We start from the raw sequence: 16,253 nt of genomic DNA on the forward strand, positions 1-16,253 counted from the left end.
TAGTTAATGAGTGAATGAGCGGCTTAAAGCGCGTCGCGCTGTGACTGGGAGTAGAACAGCACCGCCGTAAAGCGATTGCGGATAGCCTTGGGCGAGTGAATACAGTTGTACTCTTCGCCGTAGACCTCTTTACCGCCCTTCAACTGCCCGTTACTGTCGCGGGCCTCTTGCACCTCAGAGAGCGCAAACGGCTTACAGATGGTGTAGGTCAAAGCGTTACGCATACCCATCTGAATACGCTCATCACCCAGGTGAATACCCGGGGTATTGGTCGAGAACGCTGGCAGCGACTTAATGCTCTCCAGGTCGCCGGTTACGGTTGTGTCGGTTCCATTGCGCTTGAGGGTAGATACAAACTCCTCAGCATTGGTGCAGGTGTCGTTGAGTGTGTTGCTCATCATCAGGAAATCCGGCGACACAAAGCGGTCGTCCTTCATAATGGCTTTACGACGGCCCACGGCGCGTAGCAGCTTGTTCAGGTGCTTCTCTTCGCTCAAGCCGTCTGGTACATCCGAATCCACTTTGACGATGTTGGTGGCGTAGCTGTATGAGATGATCGCCGTGGATGGCGCCAGATCGCTCTTAACCGCGCCGGTTTCATCCACAATCGCAAGCAAGCCCTGGTTAAAGTTGCTTACCACATAGTAACTGCCTGGTGCTTGTTCACCGGTACCATCAAACGGCTTAACCTCCGAACCATCCAACATCAGAGTAATGGGGTTTTCCTTGTTACCAACGGTGTTGCCCTGCAGGTCGTACTGCTGATGCTCACGCACCAGAGGGAACTGGGCCAGCTTGAATGTGGCGGGGCCTGAGGCAAGCTGTGAGGCAACTGATTCATTACTCACGTCTGCGGCCATGTGGCTGTCAGATACGCGCTGAATTTCGTTGGCGATACGCACGGTAATCAGCTCACGCATTACACGGGCGGCGCTGGCCACATTGCGGCCCCAGGCATCCCAGTTAATGTTGCTGACCTTGGAGAAGTGAATCAGCTCATTGGACAGCTCAAAGGCGATCTTCATGGGCAGCACATAGGCCAGCTCCATTTTCTGCGAGACGCTCACTTTATGAATGCCCTGGTTCTCGTAGACAATGCCCTGATTCGGGATGCCGCCGGCATTGCGTTGCTCATACGGGATCTGAGTGGTTGCCTGAGCCTGGAAGTCGGTCAGGGTTTGCACGAGCTCCAAAATACGCAGATCCGACAATGCCTCGCGGATCACCTCACGCTGAACACCCAGTGGCAGATCCACATTCGACATGGTGTTGTTATTGCCAGAAAACAGCATGGCTTCTTGTTGCAGGCCAGCGGCGTTCTGACGGTCAAACTCACTCAATACCCGTTTACAAAACGGGGGCAGCTTATCCTCTGCCAGAATTTTTAACTGACCGGTGACATACTCATTGGTATTACGCAGGCCGGTTTGAATGGTATCGGCCAGTTTCAGAGCGCCGGTTTTATCGGCCTGGCCTTGCACGGCTCCTGCCGGAGTGCCAGTAAAGCCCAGCTGCATCAGCTGATCCTGGCTAACCATGGAATTGCCCAGAGTGATCTGCTGCTCGGCCAGCTTGGTAACCTGCGCTTCGCTCATATCGGCGCTGATCAACTCAGCGGTTTTCTTAAGTTCGGTACGAACGGAATCGTCCAGGCCTTCGGCCTTATCGATGGCCTCATTAAACTGCTTCACTCGCGCATCCAGCGCCTCTTTCTGCTGCTTGGCGGTTTTGGCTTGCTCGTCCTGCAGCTGCTGGAACAACTTCTTAACGCCCGCTTCATCGAGGCCAGTCTGGTTGAGCGAGAAAGAAACTGGGCCTTGGTTGCCCGATTCGCTCAAAGACTTGGCGGTGTCTTCCAATTTTTCCACAAACGCCTTGGCGCGGGTTTCGTCTTTTTCGTTCTCCAGGGCCTGCTCGGCCATGGCAATGATCTGGCTGGCTTGTTGCTCAGTCAGTTTTTTAATGGCAGCCAAACGCTGCTTAAGCATTTTGATGTATTTTTCCACGGTGCTTTCCTCTAAGAGTTTGCGCGCCAGTGAATCGCTGATGTAGGTAGCACAGTCGTGCAAGCTGGATTCACTGAGTTCAATTTTGTCGAGATTCTTAATGCACGGACGGGTCACCAGTCCGGCACCGAGCAGCGTGGCCCCAAAGCGTTGTCGCTCATCATTGCCGTCGTACTCGTTGGATTGATAGTCAGGGTGGATTTCGGCGGAGCTGTAAACAAAGCCGCGATCAAGAATGGCCTCTTGCCCGAACTGGGTCCATTCCACTTCGGCCCGCAGTTTATTGCGGTCGATAAACAGGCGGGTAATTTCGCCCGCGTTGCCATCCTCAGGCTTGTGGGCTACATCGTAAAAGATCTTTTGCCCGTACACGCCATCGTTAAAGTTACGGATGATGTCGCTGAACATCTGCTGGGTCAGCTCAAAATCGCCATAGCGTGGGTCGTAAAAGCGCCCGGTACGGGCCACGGTCACTACCGACTTTCGGTTGCCTGCATCCACAGTCAGTTGGTCGGATAAAAAGTGAATAACGTCCTTGTCATCAGCTGCTTTGAGCAGCAATGCTGTTTTAATCCCTACAGCTAAGGCCCTTGGTTGACGCACACTCCACCCCTCTAGAAACGCAAAAAGCCCGGGCTGCTTCCACAGTCCCGGGCTTCGCATAAAAATCGCCTTCGTCGGTTAGGCTAAAGTGTAGTGAGAGCTAGGAGGACAAAACAAGGGGGAATGGTGTCTGGTACACTATCCCCTAATCGGTGTCCTTGCGGAGCAGCACTATGAAATTTGAAGTTGGTATTGAACAACCAGAGTATGAAGGGGAAGCCTACGGCATTATTGTTCCCGCCTTTGAACAACTGGGGTATGGCTGCTTCTCGGCCGCCGATCACAAAGACCAGATTGAAAGCCAGGCCAAGCTGGCCATCCAAGAAATGCTGGAAACAGTGGAAGCCGATGGCGGGGATACCGACCAGTTGGCCCAAGGCGAACCGATAGATAAGAGCCTTTATGCTGACTTTTCAGACTGGATCATCCTCGAAGTTTAGTCCTCACTTTTGGATGTATTTTTGACTTCACTTTCATCGACTGCAAAGTATTGAGAAACAACGGAAACAAAAATCTCCTGCCTCTTACTCTCTGACACCATCATCATTGATGCGCCTAATACCAGACAAGTCAGAAGAATGGATGAGAACATTGCAGGAATACCAGAGAAAAGCCAATGAATCAGGCGCTGTTGGAATGTTTGGTTGGCAGACTGAAAGTCCTTCATTTGTTTGATCAGTTTCTGTCTTTCCTTAGTCAGTTCTCGCTTGTGCGTCTTATTTAACTTCTCCAGCTGTTCTTTGTGTTCTTTCTCTTTATTTTCTTCAACTTCATTAATGATTCGATTCAAGTAGGTAGTAGCTTGCTCTCGGTACGAGTTTATTCTGTCGCTACTGACTGCTTGGTCATGAAAGGTTGCGGTCTGAGCCTGAATTTCGTCCTCATCATGCCCGTCTTCTCTAAGCCCCGAAGCCAATACATGCTTTTCTCTCTTATAAAGCGCATAAGCGATGAGGCCTACGGAATCCTTATCGTCTTTAACCAGTTCCTCAAATACCCACTTCTTTCCCATAACCTTACAACTCCTTGCATACAAAAAAGCCCCTTAACAGGGGCGTTTTTGTACTTTAACCTGAATTGCCTAAGCGGTGGCTTCAGCCAGTGCTTTAGCAGACACTCTTTCAATATAACGCTTACGGTCTTTTGAAATTTTTTCTTTTTCGGAGAGGCTTTCTGCGTCAAAACTTACCGAGCGTACCACTCTGGCGAAGTAGCCCTTTGTTTGCGAGCTTTTGCGCGTCTTGTTACTCATATTGCCCCCTTAGTGACACTGTAATGCCATATAACACTACAATTATATTACCAGAGGACGGTATGAGTTCAACTTATTGAGTTAATTTGTTTACCGCTAAGGGATAAGTAATTGCACTAAAATCAGTACAACCTCAGCACCTGCATTGATTGACCTCCTAACCGGTGCTTAAGGTGTTGAGACGAGCTTCCTAGCCTTGTCCGCCAAACACTGAGCTTCTAGGTTAAACAATGTATCGATATCCATGTTTAGCGCCTTGTTCAACTTTGCGGCCATCTCTGGGGTGAGGGCTCCACCATTTAAAAAGCGACTCAAAGTAGACTGATTAACCCCAATCAGCTTGGCCGCTCTGTTAGTGGTTAGCTGTTGCTGTTCGAGTTTCCGATAAACATAGTAGGAAGGGCCTTTGGGAGACGCCAACGCCTGTCCTAAACACTCTTTGTCCATTGTCATTTTCCTGTTGAGAATGAGTACCCCACCGGCACCTTTACCCAGGCTTTACAGCGGCACTTCGCCAGCTGTTTATGAGGATTAAGCACCCGCGAGCGGACAACCTCGCCATCGTAGATAACAAAGCCACAATGGCACTTAACGGCATCGGCGGGTAACTGGGCAGGCTTGGGGGCAGCAACGGTCATTCAGGATCTCCTTAGTCGTTCTGCATCTCCAGCTTGGTCACTTTCCGGATGCGCTATCGGGGTATTCTACGAGTTGGGCGAGCCCTTGTCTAAATCCTCATCGATGCTGATCACATCGCCGTCGGAGTCGCCATGTTCAATGGCCAAAATGGTAATGGCCTCGGCTCGGTCCACGCCGTAGATTTTCATTATTTCCTTAATCTCTTCATCACTGTACTTCACGTAACCACCCCAGTTCTAAAAACAGTTCGTCGATGACTTTGGCGATGGGTTCAAAGTCTTCATCGGTCCATTGTCTCGGTATTGAGACCATGCCATCTTTAATCTTTTGCTGTTCTTTGCGCAGCTGAGCCAACAAGGTGCTATTGCCGCTGCGCATGGCAATGTATTGAGCGTAGGAACGGGCCCAGATTTCCTCTGTTCTCAATAGATAGCTTAGGTGTTTTTTCGGCACTAGGTATGAGCCGCCATCCTTCCCTTTCGCCTTGCCAGACTGATAAAACAGCGATACCAGCTGTTCAATGGCGTCGGATCCAGCTATGGCCTGGCGCCACTTCTCAAAGCGCGGATCCGCATCAGAGGCAAAGCCTTTACCCTTATTGACGCCGCGATGATCAATAAAGTGGCCGATTTCATGGGCCAGTGTCAGTTCTTTATGATGCCCCTGGGAAGACAGGCCTATTTTAACCGGTTGCTGGGAGGCAGTGTAGTTCTGGTAATAGCCCAGCGTCGTTTTTGACCGGCTGCCGACAATGGGGATCTTCTCCAATTGGCCATCACCATGCACATCATCAATCGCTTTAAGTACGCTTTCGCTCACTGCTTTGTGGGCTGTTGGCGTTAAGGCGGCGCTCACCGGAGCGCCCGCTGATACAGTTTGTCCGACAATCGGTGCAGCCGTTAGAGGCACATTTAACTGATCCAGATCGATACCGCGCTTGTTATACAGCACCTTAAGCGTCTTCCAGGGCGTTTTAATTTGCCGTTCGGTAAGCACACCTGCCAGCAGCGCCTTTTGTTTGTTAACGGAGTTGAGCACATTGAGCTGGATATCGCCGGGCTGTTGTTTTAGCCACTCAATGCGATCCTCCTTGCCGTCCCTGTCCGCCTTGGTGATCTCGCTTTTAAACACCACTTCTTCGTAACTGATGGTGTTGGGGTGTGCGGGCCATGGTGACTTGCCTTTAGGGTATACGCCGCGGCCCAGGCCATAACGGTTGACCCCGGCGTGCATATCACAGATATCTTTTTTCTTGTGATTGGGGCTGAGAAGGAAGCGGGTGCCGATTACATCGTCATCCTCAAAAGCGGCGTTTTGATAAGCTAGTCCATGAGCGCGGTTGATCTCAGTGCGGAACACCCGCTTTGCCTGGTCATAGGGGTTCATCTGGCCGTTCATCAATGCTTCTCCACTGACTCTGGCCAGTTTATCTGGATTGGCAACGCCCAGATTCTTGGCGATATGCCCGGGTACTTCAACACCTTTGGATAAAAACTCCTGCGCCGCCTGGCTGGACGACTGACCCATCACCACCGCTCGCTCCACCTGTTTAATCACCGCTTCCCTGGCCCCCTGATTGATGGTCCACAGACGATCACTTAACTGCATACCATTACTGGTGGTAAAAGTGCGTGAGGCCAAAACCGCCGAATCCACAGCCCCCTTCAACAAACTGGGGTCTACGTAATCCTGAAACGGCTCGGCACCATACTGAGCGCCGGCCCGCATATAGTCATCGAGCGCACTCTGTTGAACCTCGGCCAGGCGATTCAGGCTATGATCCAGCTTCTGCTTTAGCACACCCAATTGTTCTACCCGCAAACGGTCGCCCCCTTGACCGGCAGTACGGATCTCGTTTTCTATCTGCTGGCGTGTTTCATGGTAGAGCCGCTGCAGCTGGGTTAGTGCCTCATCGTCGAGTGCCGAGGCTTTCTCCCGCGCGGCCCTACTGGCTCGCTTTATTGCCGCCTGCTTCTTGTAGGGCTCGCTCATTTGCCACCATTTTTTATGTAGATGGCGCTTTCTTTCTTGGGGGCATTGCCTGGCGTAATACTGACCTTGCCCGACTTCGGCTTGTCGTCGTCCTCAATGTTGTCGTCTGGATACACGTCCTTTTTCTTACGATCCTGCTCCCTGAGGGCTTTAACACGGCCGTAATCGAGGCCGGTGGTTTCCACCACCATCTGGTCCGGCACCCCAATGGCCTGATACTTCAATGCCAGGTCGGCGCGCTGGTTGCGGGTTTCGGTCTTGCGTTCGGCAATTTGTAGCGTGAAGGGCACCGAGTCAGGATTGATACCTTTAAGCAAAAGCTGCAGGCGAAAGCCTTGCTCATAGGCAAAGGCCAGCACGTCTTGCAGGTAGTCGATCTCTTCAAAGTAATCGGCTTTCAGATCCTCGAGCACGTCACGAGCCAGGTCGTTTACGTACCCGAACAACCCTTTAGGGGCTGGGGCCCCGGCAAAGAAGGTATCCAGCAAGTGTGCCACGTCGGCTATCTGGTCTAGGTTGGAGTCACCGCCCAGGGCCGTCACTCCGCCTTTGCGGTTGCTGAAAAAGTCGGTGTTAATGTCGTTGATATCGCCTTGGATCTTGGCCTCGTATTCCTCCAACTCATCATTAGAGGCCCCTTCCAGAACATGAGAAAACCGCTGTGGCGCGCGGGTACGACGGCGGATCACTAGGTCCTCTTCGGTCATGGTCAATTTCTGCCACACGGAGCGCGTGGCATCGAGGTAGGGCCTACCCAGTGAGCCCATATCGTCAAAGTTATCCGGATCCAACCGGCTGACCGTCAGTTGCCAGAGGGCAAAGGTGGCGCGGGAGGTCATATTGATAGGATCCACCTGGCGGTAGGCTTGCTGAGGATCTTTAAAAACGCCGCTGTCTGTTACCTGCGGTACCAGGGTTTCCACAGGCATTCTAATGGCGCCCACCACATTGAGCTGATTATCCACCACCCATTGCAGTGCCAGGTTGCCCTCCATCACCGCACCGCGGGCGTCTGACTCCAATTTAAGCCGGTTGTTCAGCTGTAGGCGGCGTTCATAATGCTCCCACTCTTGCTGTATCTGGCTGGATTCCTTGCCTCGGAAAATAAGCCGTAATCCGCCTTTGGTGGCGTCTCGCGCCATGCGCTTGTGCACCTTTTTTACCCGTGCATCCAGCTTATCCATCTGGCGGATATCCTGTATTGAAGAGCGCAACTCAGGATCACAGAACATCTGATCATAGAGGTACTTGACCGCATTCTCAGGATTGGGCCGTTTGCCGGTTTCCGTTGTGGGCTGAGAAGGCGGTGATTCAGGCTGCTTTCTAAAGCGACGTGTGATCAAGCTGAATAGGTTCATCGGAGGTTTCCTGTTAATCGTTGAAAGCCTGATGGCTGCAATAGCTCCTGCCGGTTACGCTGCTTAACGGTGACGATGGCGGGAGCCGAGGCTGCACCTTGAGTTACCAGGGCCCAGTTAGCTGCCATCATGGCGTCAAAGAGGTCGTCACCGATGCTGGTTTTCACCATCTTGTAACTGCTGTAACTCTTGGTGGTGTTAACGGGTTTAATGTTGGCCAGTTGCTTGACCAGCGATTGGTAAACGGCGGTATCGGGGTCGTCAGGTCGGTCGTCACAGTAGATAAGCACCATCACATTGTTGCGAAAGGCCGAGGCTAACGAGCTGGCCATTTGGTGCTTAACCATGCCTTCAAACCGTATTGGTGAGAACGCCCACTCAGGCCACGTACTGGCTGTACTCTCTCCCTCGCCAATCGAGCGGCGGTCAATGCCCGTTAGGCCCTCTTTGAAAAGGTCATCGTTAACAGAGGTGAGCAAGCCAATACCGAAGGCATCCCCTAAAGCAAAGTCGGGGCGGAAGTAACGCCAGAAGCGCACCAAGTCGCGTTGAATAACGGCTTCATCGGTACCGGCAGGCCATGTGTAGGCAAAAATACACACGGTAAAGCTGTGCACCTGCTCAAGCACCACCAATGAGGACTTGGAGGAGGTAGGGTCTTCACCATGGCCCAGGTGATCATATCCAAAGCTGATCACGCCGCGCTTTTTGTACTGCAGGTAAGGTTCAGGTTCGGCGGGCTGGAGGTTGGTTTTAACGCCGAGTTGCAAGGCGCTTCGGATCCATTTCTCCCATATCAGGTTCTTGGCGGCCACATTGCGGCACAGTAGCTGCCGGATGAATTCTTCTGGCGGCAGCTGTTTGCGCATCTTTAAAATAAACTGCTCATTCAGGATCCCGAGCTCAATGCCCAAGTAACAGTCGACAGGCGGTAAGCAATGGTACATTCCCGATTCAACCATCCCTGAGAGCGTATCCGCGCCCTTAAAAACACCGGTTATGCGTATCTGTGGGTCATTCCTCGAATGCTTACTGGCACCAAGGCGGCGTGTAGACCCCATCATCAACAGGAAGCGGGAATACAGACGGTCGGCTGGCATGTCGTCCACCTCTTCCAGGCTCGCCCAGGTGAGATCCCCACCATCCACGTTCGCCATTATTCCGTAGGCCTGTGCCTTACTGCGGTTGTTGAATTCATAGTAGGTGTCGGCCAACTGACGCCGCCCTGATTTATGGGCAATATAGGCCGAGAGAGCATCCGAGCGGCGAATGGCATCCAAATGGTACCCAAGATTGACCAGTGACTGGGCCTCTCGCGGAGCCACAATCCCGCCCTCCTGATCCGCATTCAGGGCGTTGTGCTCCAGAAAATACATTTCTTTGACGGCGGTTTTGCCAGTACGGCGGCAGGAAAAATCAATGGTGTTTGGGTTGTTATCCATCTCCACCATTTTTAGGATCTGGGCAGAGTCCAGCTCCACATTGTGGATATGCTTGTGCCAGAGTGCATGATCACCGGCGTACTTTTGGATCTCACGCTCAGCTACGTTACTGAGGCGAAGACGGTCCTTAGCGCTCTGGCGAGTCATCGGCTTTCACCTCGATAAACTCGCCTTCTTCGGCTTCATCTTGCATGTACTCACTCAGTACCGAGTCTTGAGACACCCGGGCACGGGAACGGCTGATTTGGTCTCTGAGTTGGTCTAGGTTGCTGCTCATGCGCTGCTGATACTCCAGCATCTTCTCTTTGTCGGCGTCTTCATCATTGAGCTGGCCCATCTGAATACCTTGGTCCACTTGGACTTTGGGCGTCATATTCAGGTCAGCCATCGAGAGATTGTTCTTGCTGAGCATGTCCATCAGAGGTTTCAGCAGCGGGTGGCTTTTGACCTCTTCCAGAACAATATCCTGCCCCGTGTCCGGATCCCGGTACTGACCAATATGGAACCCACCTTCCTTATCAAAACCATAAACAGGGTTTTTCAGCGCCACCCCATCAGCGGCTATCTGTTGGATCATATCCGAGAATATCGCCGACAGGTTTGCTTGGTTAACCGCCTGCAGGTTCAGCAATGTGGAAGGATCGCCCGACTCAAAGGCCAACAAATGCTGCATCACCAGCTCAGTGCGTTTAATGCAAGCTGGTTGCGTGGCACAGTATTCAAAATCCACATCACAGGTTTTGCACTGGGGGTACTTACCAGGACGGGCAGGAAAGAACATAGCTGTTTTGGCATAGGCGCCATGCTTAAGCGCATTGTAGCGAGTCAGCTTACTGGACTGAACCGATGGATGGCCGGCAAGGTTAGAAGCACTGGCCGCTTTGCCCTCGGGTGTAGTCGGCCCGGTACTGGCCAGCACCGAACTGAACACGCCCACTTCCCAATTAACCTGCTGCACCTCACGATGACAGTCAGGGCAGTTGGCAAAATAACGGTAAGGGTGCGCCCGGCTGGGTTCGTCTTCCACACGAACCGGCGGCGCTCGGAATGTATAGCGACAGTCGAGGCACTTAAAGGTCACCTCGGGTTTGGGCGAGTTGGCGTCTTTCTTCGTCATCCGAAAATTATCAGCGCCAAGGAGAGACAAAACCAGAGCAACTGCTGTCTACCCCGCCTTTCTCAGCGGCTCAGGCAGCTTTACAACCAGCTCACGAGTCGGTAAAAAGTGTTCATAGCCACGTCGCCGCGGGGCCACCATCACTTCTTTTTATAAGAGTTTGTTCCGAATTCCCGAGTACCTCTTCGGCACGTCTTAGGCTTCAGAGTGTTTATTCATTGTACTATTAGGGCTAGACTGAGCAGGAAGTCTTGGTTGTGAGGTCAATATGATCCGATGGTTGTGGGTGGTTGTTCTGTGGTTTGGAGCCAATACTGCTGCCGCTGATCGTTATGTCGTTGGTACCGAGTCGATCAATTTTTACCCTCACTTTAACTTCACCCAACAGGGCAAGCCCGGTTTTGCTCAGGCCGTTTTTAAACGCTTTGCGCAATACAGCGGTCACCAGTTTGAGTTTGTGCCTCTTCCCGTAAAACGCCTGTATTACGAGAGCGAGGGCGATATAGACCTAGTGTACCCCGACCACCCGGAATGGGTGCAGTACCAGGACGTCGCACATAAACGCTTCTTCAGTCAGCCAGTGGTGGGTAACCTGGGCACAACCTGGGTCCAGCCTTCGAACCGGCACAAAACACTCAGTCAAGTTCGTTCACTGGCAATTATTCACGGCTTCACTCCAGAAGCCTGGATGCACCATCAGGGGAGGGAAGAACTGCGTTTTATTGATGTACCCGACCCGGAATCGGCGATTGGCGTATTACTATTGGGACGAGTGGAGGCGGCAGATCTGGAGTACAATGTCGCCCGTCACATTTTGCGGAAACAGGGCCGAACCGGGGATGCACAAGTGGCCGTGCACTTGCCATTAAATATTGGTACTTACCATCTATCCACCACTAAGCATCCCGCCTTAATTGAGCAATTCGATCAATTCTTACACAACCACCGGCAAGAGCTTAAGGCTTTAAAGAAGCGCTTTGGTATTGTCGAAAAGCCCAGTGGTATCATTCCCCCACTGCGTTAATGCCTTTGGCATCCAGCCATGACTGTATCTTGTGCTCGTGCGTTGCAATAAACTCGTTAAGTTGTTTTAACAATGCAGGATGTTTGAGCGTCGACATTCGGTAGCCAATAGTGCTTTGCTGGATCCCGTCCGCCAATACGAGCTGCTCAGGGTTATAGCCAAGTTCTTCGGCATAATGCCTGACAACAGCAATATCCAGATCCAACCCCTGCACTACACCGCTATATAACAACCGAATCAGGAGCTTAATGGAGCTGTCGGTCACCAACTCAAGCTCACCCGATTCGATGCGACTTTGCCAGTGCTGGCTGGGAGTAAAACCATATAGTGTCCCCAGCCGCTCAAACTGTTGCAGTCTTAAGTGCTGATTCTCTGCCAGCACCACTGTTGACTGCGACAAATACATCATGGGCTCGCTAAATTTCAAGGACTCACTCTGTTCAGAGTTCCAGAGTGGGTTGTCAGGCACCCTAAAATCAATGTGATCCTTTTCATACCAATGCTTGAAACGGGTGATCGGCAAAGGTACGTACTCAAAAGTCACATCATATTGCTCTGCGAAGCATTCTAAGATGGTTTCCAGTACCGACTTTTTTTGCTCGTCACCAGTAAATGAAAACAACGGATAGAAGGCGTGATCTTCAACTCCAATACGTAACACCCTATCAGAGTGATCCGCCAACGCTGCACCCGATAAGAAAAGAAAGAACAAGCCCAGGGAACCAACATAACGACCCCAAGCAAAACAACCTAACATAAGCGACCTAAACTCAACTGAATGGCGCGCATAATATAGTCGTCTCTCAAGGGCTACAACGCCACCAGAAACCAGACCTCTGACCAGCACGCATTAGTTATTAACTTAAATACCTAAAAATCATCATCTATTGTAAAAGTGACAGAGAACAGCCTATTAAATAACAACAACTTACGAGTAGAACAAAATTCAGCCAATAGATATCAAGCAGTTACACCGACAGCCAGCTGTTTATCTTGGCTAAAAATTAGGATAAAACAACATACTATAATTAAAATGATTGATAATCTCATAATGTTCGGAATAATCGATTTCAAAATGTCAGGTATCGCAAGGTAGGTTCATAGTGCACCATGGGCTAGACTGAGTCACAGCCTAATACTTATCAGACAAAACAGAGGTGTAGATGGAAGGTACCCCCATCCGGCCACAAGATACTGATCAGCTGTTGCAATCCATTCTCTCAGAGGCCAGACAAAACAATCAGGGAAAGGTCGCCAGTTACATTCCCGCGCTGGCAAACGTAGACCCAGAGTGTACGGCCATTGCAATGGTGACCAATCAGGGACAGTTTTTCCAGGCAGGCGATGCCGACACCCCTTTCTCCATTCAAAGTATTTCAAAAATCTTCGGCCTGGTGATGGCCATGCGCCGCAGCGGCAACACGGTATGGCAGCGGGTTAATATGGAGCCGTCCGGCCAGCCATTTAACTCCATCGTACAATTAGAATGGGAATATGGTATCCCGCGCAATCCTTTCATCAACGCTGGGGCCATCGTCATTGCGGATATGTTGGTCAGTCAGTATTCCACCAGTAAACTGGCCTTCATTGGTTTTTTGCGCCAACTCGCGGGAACCGATCGGCTTTATGTGGATGAAGAAGTGTATGAAAGTGAACTGACCCATGGCTCCCGTAATGCCGCTATGGCCTATCTGATGCATAGTTTTGGCAATATGGAGGCCGATGTTGATCAAGTTCTGGAGCACTATTTTTATCAGTGTTCTATCCCCATCACTTGTAAACAACTGGCCCGCAGTCTCTGTTTTTTGGCAAACCGTGGGGTCGATCCTTTCACCGATGAGTCGATTTGTTCAAGACGCGATGCTCATCGGGTCAACGCGATTCTATCCACCAGTGGCATGTACGACCAATCCGGCGAGTTTGCCTTTAGCGTGGGGCTACCTGCCAAAAGCGGCGTTGGCGGGGCCATTGCCGCCATTATCCCCGGCCTGGGCGCGGTGGTAGCCTGGAGCCCGAGACTCAACCATTTTGGCAACTCTCACCGCGGCATGACCATGATAACGCGACTGGCCGAAGAGATGGGGTTGTCGGTATTCGGCGTTTAATTCAACGTCGGCAAGCCCCATTCGTTGAGCTTTTGTTCATAGACGGTTTCAGGCAACAGTACCATTACCGGCTCGGCTTCTGGCTTAAGCCAATTGAGCAATTGGGACATAACGTCACCCGGCATGGCGGTGCATCCAGCCGTCGGCTTACCGGGTGCTCGCCAGTGGTGAAGGAAGATACAGCTGCCCGCGCCTGAGATGTTATCCGGGTTATGGGCCACAAACACCCCGTGCTTATAAAGGTCATCGCCATAGTGCAAATCTCGGCGCATGCCTTCCGATGAGCCTTTGACCGCTTCCTCGCCAACTTCTTTGGCATCCACAATCTGGTTGTAGTAGGGCGAGCCTGCCACATCCATGCAGTAATGCCCTTGGCTCATCTGCTCGTATGGCATAGCAATATCATCCAGCGCCTCATACCCGAAGGCTTCGGTCAGCGAGAATATTCCGGCCGGAGCACGACCGTCGCCTTCCTGCTTATGTTTTCCCTGTTGTTCCGGATGAAGACCCAGCCCCCAGGCCATGCCATTTTTGCCGATGGTCACTGGGCTGCTCACCCCCTGCTTTTGCCAGCCATCCGGGGTTCGGTTTAGTGTGTGCATGTGCCCCTGGCTATCATCCCAGCCAGAAGTGGTCACTACCACCAGTTGCTGGTGTACGTCAGGCAGTTGCCAATTCGATGCATCCGCCATCGCAGCTACACTGCCCAGTAACAACCCTATTGCCGCTGCATATTTCAACATCAATGTTCTCCTGTTTTTTTCTTATAATATCAGAGTGATAAAGTCTTTGCGGCAGGAATTGAGTCGCTTTATAGTGACAGTAAAGCCGAGACCCATTTTACCCATGAAACGCGCCACCGTAGCTAAGATTCATCACTCTTCCATCATCCATAATTACCGTCTCGCTTGCCAGTTAGCGCCTGACTCGGCCAACTTGGCCGTGATCAAAGCCAATGCTTACGGCCATGGTCTGAGCGAGGTGGCCCAGCTACTAGAGCCTATGGTGCCCGCCTTTGCCGTGGCCATTCTTGATGAGGCCTTAACCTTGCGTCAGCAAGGTATTGTCAAGCCAGTGGTAATTCTGGAAGGCGTCGACAGTCCCGAGGGCATGAGCTGGGCGGCGCGCCATAATTGCTGGCCAATACTGCACACCAAAAGACAACTGGCAGCGCTGACAAATGCCGACTCTAAACCCCGCTGTTGGGTGAAGCTGGATACGGGTATGCACCGATTAGGCTTTGCTCCGCCTGAGCTCGCCGATGTCGTTGAGCAGGTAAGGGGACTTACCGCCACTTCGCCAGTGATTTGCACCCATTTTGCCCGTGCCGACGAGCTGGATAATCCCATGACCACGCAACAGCTCAACCTCTTCAGGCGGGCGAGCCGCTCTCTCGGCTGTTCCACCAGCCTTGCCAACTCCCCGGCATTATTGGGTCACCCAGCCGCGCACAGCGACTGGAACCGCCCTGGGCTAATGCTGTATGGCTGTTCGCCGTTTTCCGGCCCTCAGGAGCATGCCGACCAGTTGCAGGCCGCCATGACTCTTGAAAGCGAAATCATCGCTATCCGCAACATTCCCAGTGGCGACAGCGTGGGGTACGGCAGTCGCTGGCAGGCCAAGGAACCGGCTCGCATTGCGACTCTGGCCATAGGCTATGCCGATGGTTACCCGCGACATAGCCAAAGCCAATGCAGGGTGTGGCTGCATAATCAGTATGCCCCATTGGCTGGCACCGTCTCCATGGATATGGTCACCATTGACGTCAGCCATATTCCCGAAACCAAAGAAGGAGACAAGGTCGAGCTGTGGGGGCCTCATGTACCGGTGACCGAAGTCGCCAGGCATAACGGCACTATCAATTATGAGCTGCTTACCCGGGTCAGCCAACGTGTGCCCAGGGTTTACATTGATTGATTAGCCCTCCTTGAGGGCCAGAAGCAGAATATCCACCAGATAACTTAGTGATAAAGCACAGATACCATGCTCCCACGGTGCGGATTGCATATCGACCAACAAGGGTAAAGACACATCACACACAGAGGTGAGTTGAGTGTCACCAAACCGGCAAAGTCCCAATACTTTCCCCTGGTGCTGACGCACCGTGGCGATCATCTGCTGACAGTGATCACTGCATTCCATGGGGCTGACGACGATCAACAAGTCCTGAGGCTCAAATTGATCCGCCAGCATAAGATCGAGCCGGTGGTCACCACACAAGTTAGCCCTAAGCCCTTGATAGCAGAGCCCCTGAGCGAGGCGCACGGCTGGGTACTGACCATCGCCCTCACCGAGAATCTGTACCCAGCGAGCCTGTTTTAATAAGCGTAACGCCTGAGCAAACCCATCGGAGACCTCTATCTCCGCCAGATAATCAAGGTGTTTATTAGCCTCAGACCGGATGGTGTCCACATAGCTGAGCGACTGGGCATCAGCAGAAGTATCCGCTGATTCATTATTCTGACCCAGGGCGACCGCTTCATTCACCGCCAGCTTAAGGTGAGGATATCCGCGAAAGCCCAGCTTCTGACTGAACTTCACCACACTCGACTGGCTTACGCCAACCGCACCAGCCAGCTGCTGCGACGAGTAGTCCCTTAGGAGATGCGTATTCTCCAGGATAAAGTCTGCCAGGCGTCGCTCGCTGGAAGACATATGCTCACGCATGGCCTGTATTTTATGTAAACAATTCACGTCCTGCTCTCTGTTATACGG

The 16,253-nt window shown here is 52.0% G+C and carries 17 protein-coding genes; 4 read left to right on the plus strand and 13 right to left on the minus strand.

Features of this window, described 5'->3' with window-relative positions; translation table 11 throughout:
- Positions 1-23: 23 nt before the first annotated feature.
- Positions 24-2,669, minus strand: coding sequence for a hypothetical protein (locus tag HMF8227_RS11770; protein WP_204101057.1), 2,646 nt, complete (start codon positions 2,667-2,669; stop codon positions 24-26).
- Positions 2,670-2,782: 113 nt separating this feature from the next.
- Here HMF8227_RS11770 and HMF8227_RS11775 point away from each other — a divergent pair, with 113 nt between their 5' ends.
- Positions 2,783-3,049, plus strand: a complete 267-nt coding sequence (locus HMF8227_RS11775) for a type II toxin-antitoxin system HicB family antitoxin (protein WP_109340361.1) — start codon at positions 2,783-2,785, stop codon at positions 3,047-3,049.
- Here the strand turns inward: HMF8227_RS11775 and HMF8227_RS15130 are convergent.
- The 9 genes from HMF8227_RS15130 to HMF8227_RS11810 all read right to left on the minus strand — a co-directional run bounded on the left by HMF8227_RS15130 (position 3,046) and on the right by HMF8227_RS11810 (position 10,409).
- Positions 3,046-3,621, minus strand: coding sequence for a hypothetical protein (locus HMF8227_RS15130; RefSeq protein WP_204101058.1), 576 nt, complete (start codon positions 3,619-3,621; stop codon positions 3,046-3,048). The genes HMF8227_RS11775 and HMF8227_RS15130 overlap by 4 nt on opposite strands.
- A gap of 69 nt (positions 3,622-3,690) precedes the next feature.
- Entirely contained in the window at positions 3,691-3,861 is a 171-nt protein-coding gene (locus HMF8227_RS15080; protein ID WP_162558594.1) for a hypothetical protein, read from the minus strand.
- A 168-nt stretch (positions 3,862-4,029) separates the two neighbouring features.
- Positions 4,030-4,308, minus strand: a complete 279-nt coding sequence (locus tag HMF8227_RS11785) for a helix-turn-helix transcriptional regulator (RefSeq protein ID WP_109340362.1) — start codon at positions 4,306-4,308, stop codon at positions 4,030-4,032.
- 2 nt (positions 4,309-4,310) lie between these two features.
- On the minus strand, positions 4,311-4,499 hold the full coding sequence (locus HMF8227_RS11790; protein WP_109340363.1) for a hypothetical protein: 189 nt from the start codon (positions 4,497-4,499) through the stop codon (positions 4,311-4,313).
- A 66-nt stretch (positions 4,500-4,565) separates the two neighbouring features.
- Complete coding sequence (locus HMF8227_RS15085) at positions 4,566-4,721, minus strand: hypothetical protein (RefSeq protein WP_162558595.1); 156 nt, start codon at positions 4,719-4,721, stop codon at positions 4,566-4,568.
- Complete coding sequence (locus HMF8227_RS11795; protein WP_109340364.1) at positions 4,708-6,492, minus strand: hypothetical protein; 1,785 nt, start codon at positions 6,490-6,492, stop codon at positions 4,708-4,710. Before HMF8227_RS11795 ends, HMF8227_RS15085 begins: the two co-directional genes overlap by 14 nt.
- Positions 6,489-7,850, minus strand: a complete 1,362-nt coding sequence (locus tag HMF8227_RS11800; RefSeq protein WP_109340365.1) for a hypothetical protein — start codon at positions 7,848-7,850, stop codon at positions 6,489-6,491. The genes HMF8227_RS11795 and HMF8227_RS11800 overlap by 4 nt, the downstream gene beginning before the upstream one ends.
- Positions 7,847-9,439: a hypothetical protein gene (locus tag HMF8227_RS11805; protein ID WP_109340366.1), complete on the minus strand. Its 1,593-nt coding sequence runs from the start codon at positions 9,437-9,439 to the stop codon at positions 7,847-7,849. The genes HMF8227_RS11800 and HMF8227_RS11805 overlap by 4 nt, the downstream gene beginning before the upstream one ends.
- Positions 9,420-10,409 (minus strand): hypothetical protein, encoded by a 990-nt coding sequence (locus tag HMF8227_RS11810; RefSeq protein WP_109340367.1) that lies wholly within the window; start codon positions 10,407-10,409, stop codon positions 9,420-9,422. The genes HMF8227_RS11805 and HMF8227_RS11810 overlap by 20 nt, the downstream gene beginning before the upstream one ends.
- A gap of 268 nt (positions 10,410-10,677) precedes the next feature.
- On the opposite strand from HMF8227_RS11810, the gene HMF8227_RS11815 reads away from it, so the two are divergent.
- Positions 10,678-11,433 (plus strand): substrate-binding periplasmic protein, encoded by a 756-nt coding sequence (locus tag HMF8227_RS11815; protein ID WP_109340368.1) that lies wholly within the window; start codon positions 10,678-10,680, stop codon positions 11,431-11,433.
- Here the strand turns inward: HMF8227_RS11815 and HMF8227_RS11820 are convergent.
- A complete protein-coding gene (locus HMF8227_RS11820; protein WP_204101059.1) occupies positions 11,414-12,115 on the minus strand; it encodes a type 2 periplasmic-binding domain-containing protein in 702 nt (233 codons plus the stop codon). The genes HMF8227_RS11815 and HMF8227_RS11820 overlap by 20 nt on opposite strands.
- A gap of 481 nt (positions 12,116-12,596) precedes the next feature.
- Here HMF8227_RS11820 and HMF8227_RS11825 point away from each other — a divergent pair, with 481 nt between their 5' ends.
- Positions 12,597-13,538: a glutaminase gene (locus HMF8227_RS11825; RefSeq protein WP_109340370.1), complete on the plus strand. Its 942-nt coding sequence runs from the start codon at positions 12,597-12,599 to the stop codon at positions 13,536-13,538.
- Here the strand turns inward: HMF8227_RS11825 and HMF8227_RS11830 are convergent.
- The gene (locus tag HMF8227_RS11830; protein ID WP_109340371.1) at positions 13,535-14,281 is read right to left on the minus strand and encodes a L,D-transpeptidase family protein; all 747 of its coding nucleotides are present in this window, start codon (positions 14,279-14,281) and stop codon (positions 13,535-13,537) included. The two genes, HMF8227_RS11825 and HMF8227_RS11830, sit on opposite strands and share 4 nt — an antisense overlap.
- A 103-nt stretch (positions 14,282-14,384) precedes the next feature.
- Here HMF8227_RS11830 and alr point away from each other — a divergent pair, with 103 nt between their 5' ends.
- Positions 14,385-15,455 (plus strand): alanine racemase, encoded by a 1,071-nt coding sequence (gene alr / locus HMF8227_RS11835; RefSeq protein ID WP_109340372.1) that lies wholly within the window; start codon positions 14,385-14,387, stop codon positions 15,453-15,455.
- On the opposite strand, the gene HMF8227_RS11840 is transcribed toward alr, so the two are convergent.
- Positions 15,456-16,232 carry a MurR/RpiR family transcriptional regulator gene (locus HMF8227_RS11840; RefSeq protein WP_109340373.1) on the minus strand — a complete coding sequence of 259 codons (777 nt, stop codon included), beginning with the start codon at positions 16,230-16,232 and terminating at the stop codon, positions 15,456-15,458.
- Positions 16,233-16,253: the final 21 nt, after the last annotated feature.

Origin of the sequence: Saliniradius amylolyticus (genome assembly GCF_003143555.1) — a bacterium.
Taxonomy (GTDB): Bacteria; Pseudomonadota; Gammaproteobacteria; order Enterobacterales; family Alteromonadaceae; genus Saliniradius; species Saliniradius amylolyticus.

Bases quoted from the DNA above. Each gene is read 5' to 3' on its own strand.
- HMF8227_RS11785 (WP_109340362.1), bottom strand. From the start codon at position 4,308: ATGGACAAAGAGTGTTTAGGACAGGCGTTGGCGTCTCCCAAAGGCCCT.
- HMF8227_RS11795 (WP_109340364.1), bottom strand. From the start codon at position 6,492: ATGAGCGAGCCCTACAAGAAGCAGGCGGCAATAAAGCGAGCCAGTAGG.
- HMF8227_RS15080 (WP_162558594.1), bottom strand. From the start codon at position 3,861: ATGAGTAACAAGACGCGCAAAAGCTCGCAAACAAAGGGCTACTTCGCC.
- HMF8227_RS11825 (WP_109340370.1), top strand. From the start codon at position 12,597: ATGGAAGGTACCCCCATCCGGCCACAAGATACTGATCAGCTGTTGCAA.
- HMF8227_RS11800 (WP_109340365.1), bottom strand. From the start codon at position 7,850: ATGAACCTATTCAGCTTGATCACACGTCGCTTTAGAAAGCAGCCTGAA.
- HMF8227_RS11810 (WP_109340367.1), bottom strand. From the start codon at position 10,409: ATGACGAAGAAAGACGCCAACTCGCCCAAACCCGAGGTGACCTTTAAG.
- HMF8227_RS11815 (WP_109340368.1), top strand. From the start codon at position 10,678: ATGATCCGATGGTTGTGGGTGGTTGTTCTGTGGTTTGGAGCCAATACT.
- HMF8227_RS11790 (WP_109340363.1), bottom strand. From the start codon at position 4,499: ATGACCGTTGCTGCCCCCAAGCCTGCCCAGTTACCCGCCGATGCCGTT.
- HMF8227_RS15130 (WP_204101058.1), bottom strand. From the start codon at position 3,621: ATGGGAAAGAAGTGGGTATTTGAGGAACTGGTTAAAGACGATAAGGAT.
- HMF8227_RS11770 (WP_204101057.1), bottom strand. From the start codon at position 2,669: ATGCGAAGCCCGGGACTGTGGAAGCAGCCCGGGCTTTTTGCGTTTCTA.
- HMF8227_RS11775 (WP_109340361.1), top strand. From the start codon at position 2,783: ATGAAATTTGAAGTTGGTATTGAACAACCAGAGTATGAAGGGGAAGCC.
- alr (WP_109340372.1), top strand. From the start codon at position 14,385: ATGAAACGCGCCACCGTAGCTAAGATTCATCACTCTTCCATCATCCAT.
- HMF8227_RS11805 (WP_109340366.1), bottom strand. From the start codon at position 9,439: ATGACTCGCCAGAGCGCTAAGGACCGTCTTCGCCTCAGTAACGTAGCT.
- HMF8227_RS11830 (WP_109340371.1), bottom strand. From the start codon at position 14,281: ATGTTGAAATATGCAGCGGCAATAGGGTTGTTACTGGGCAGTGTAGCT.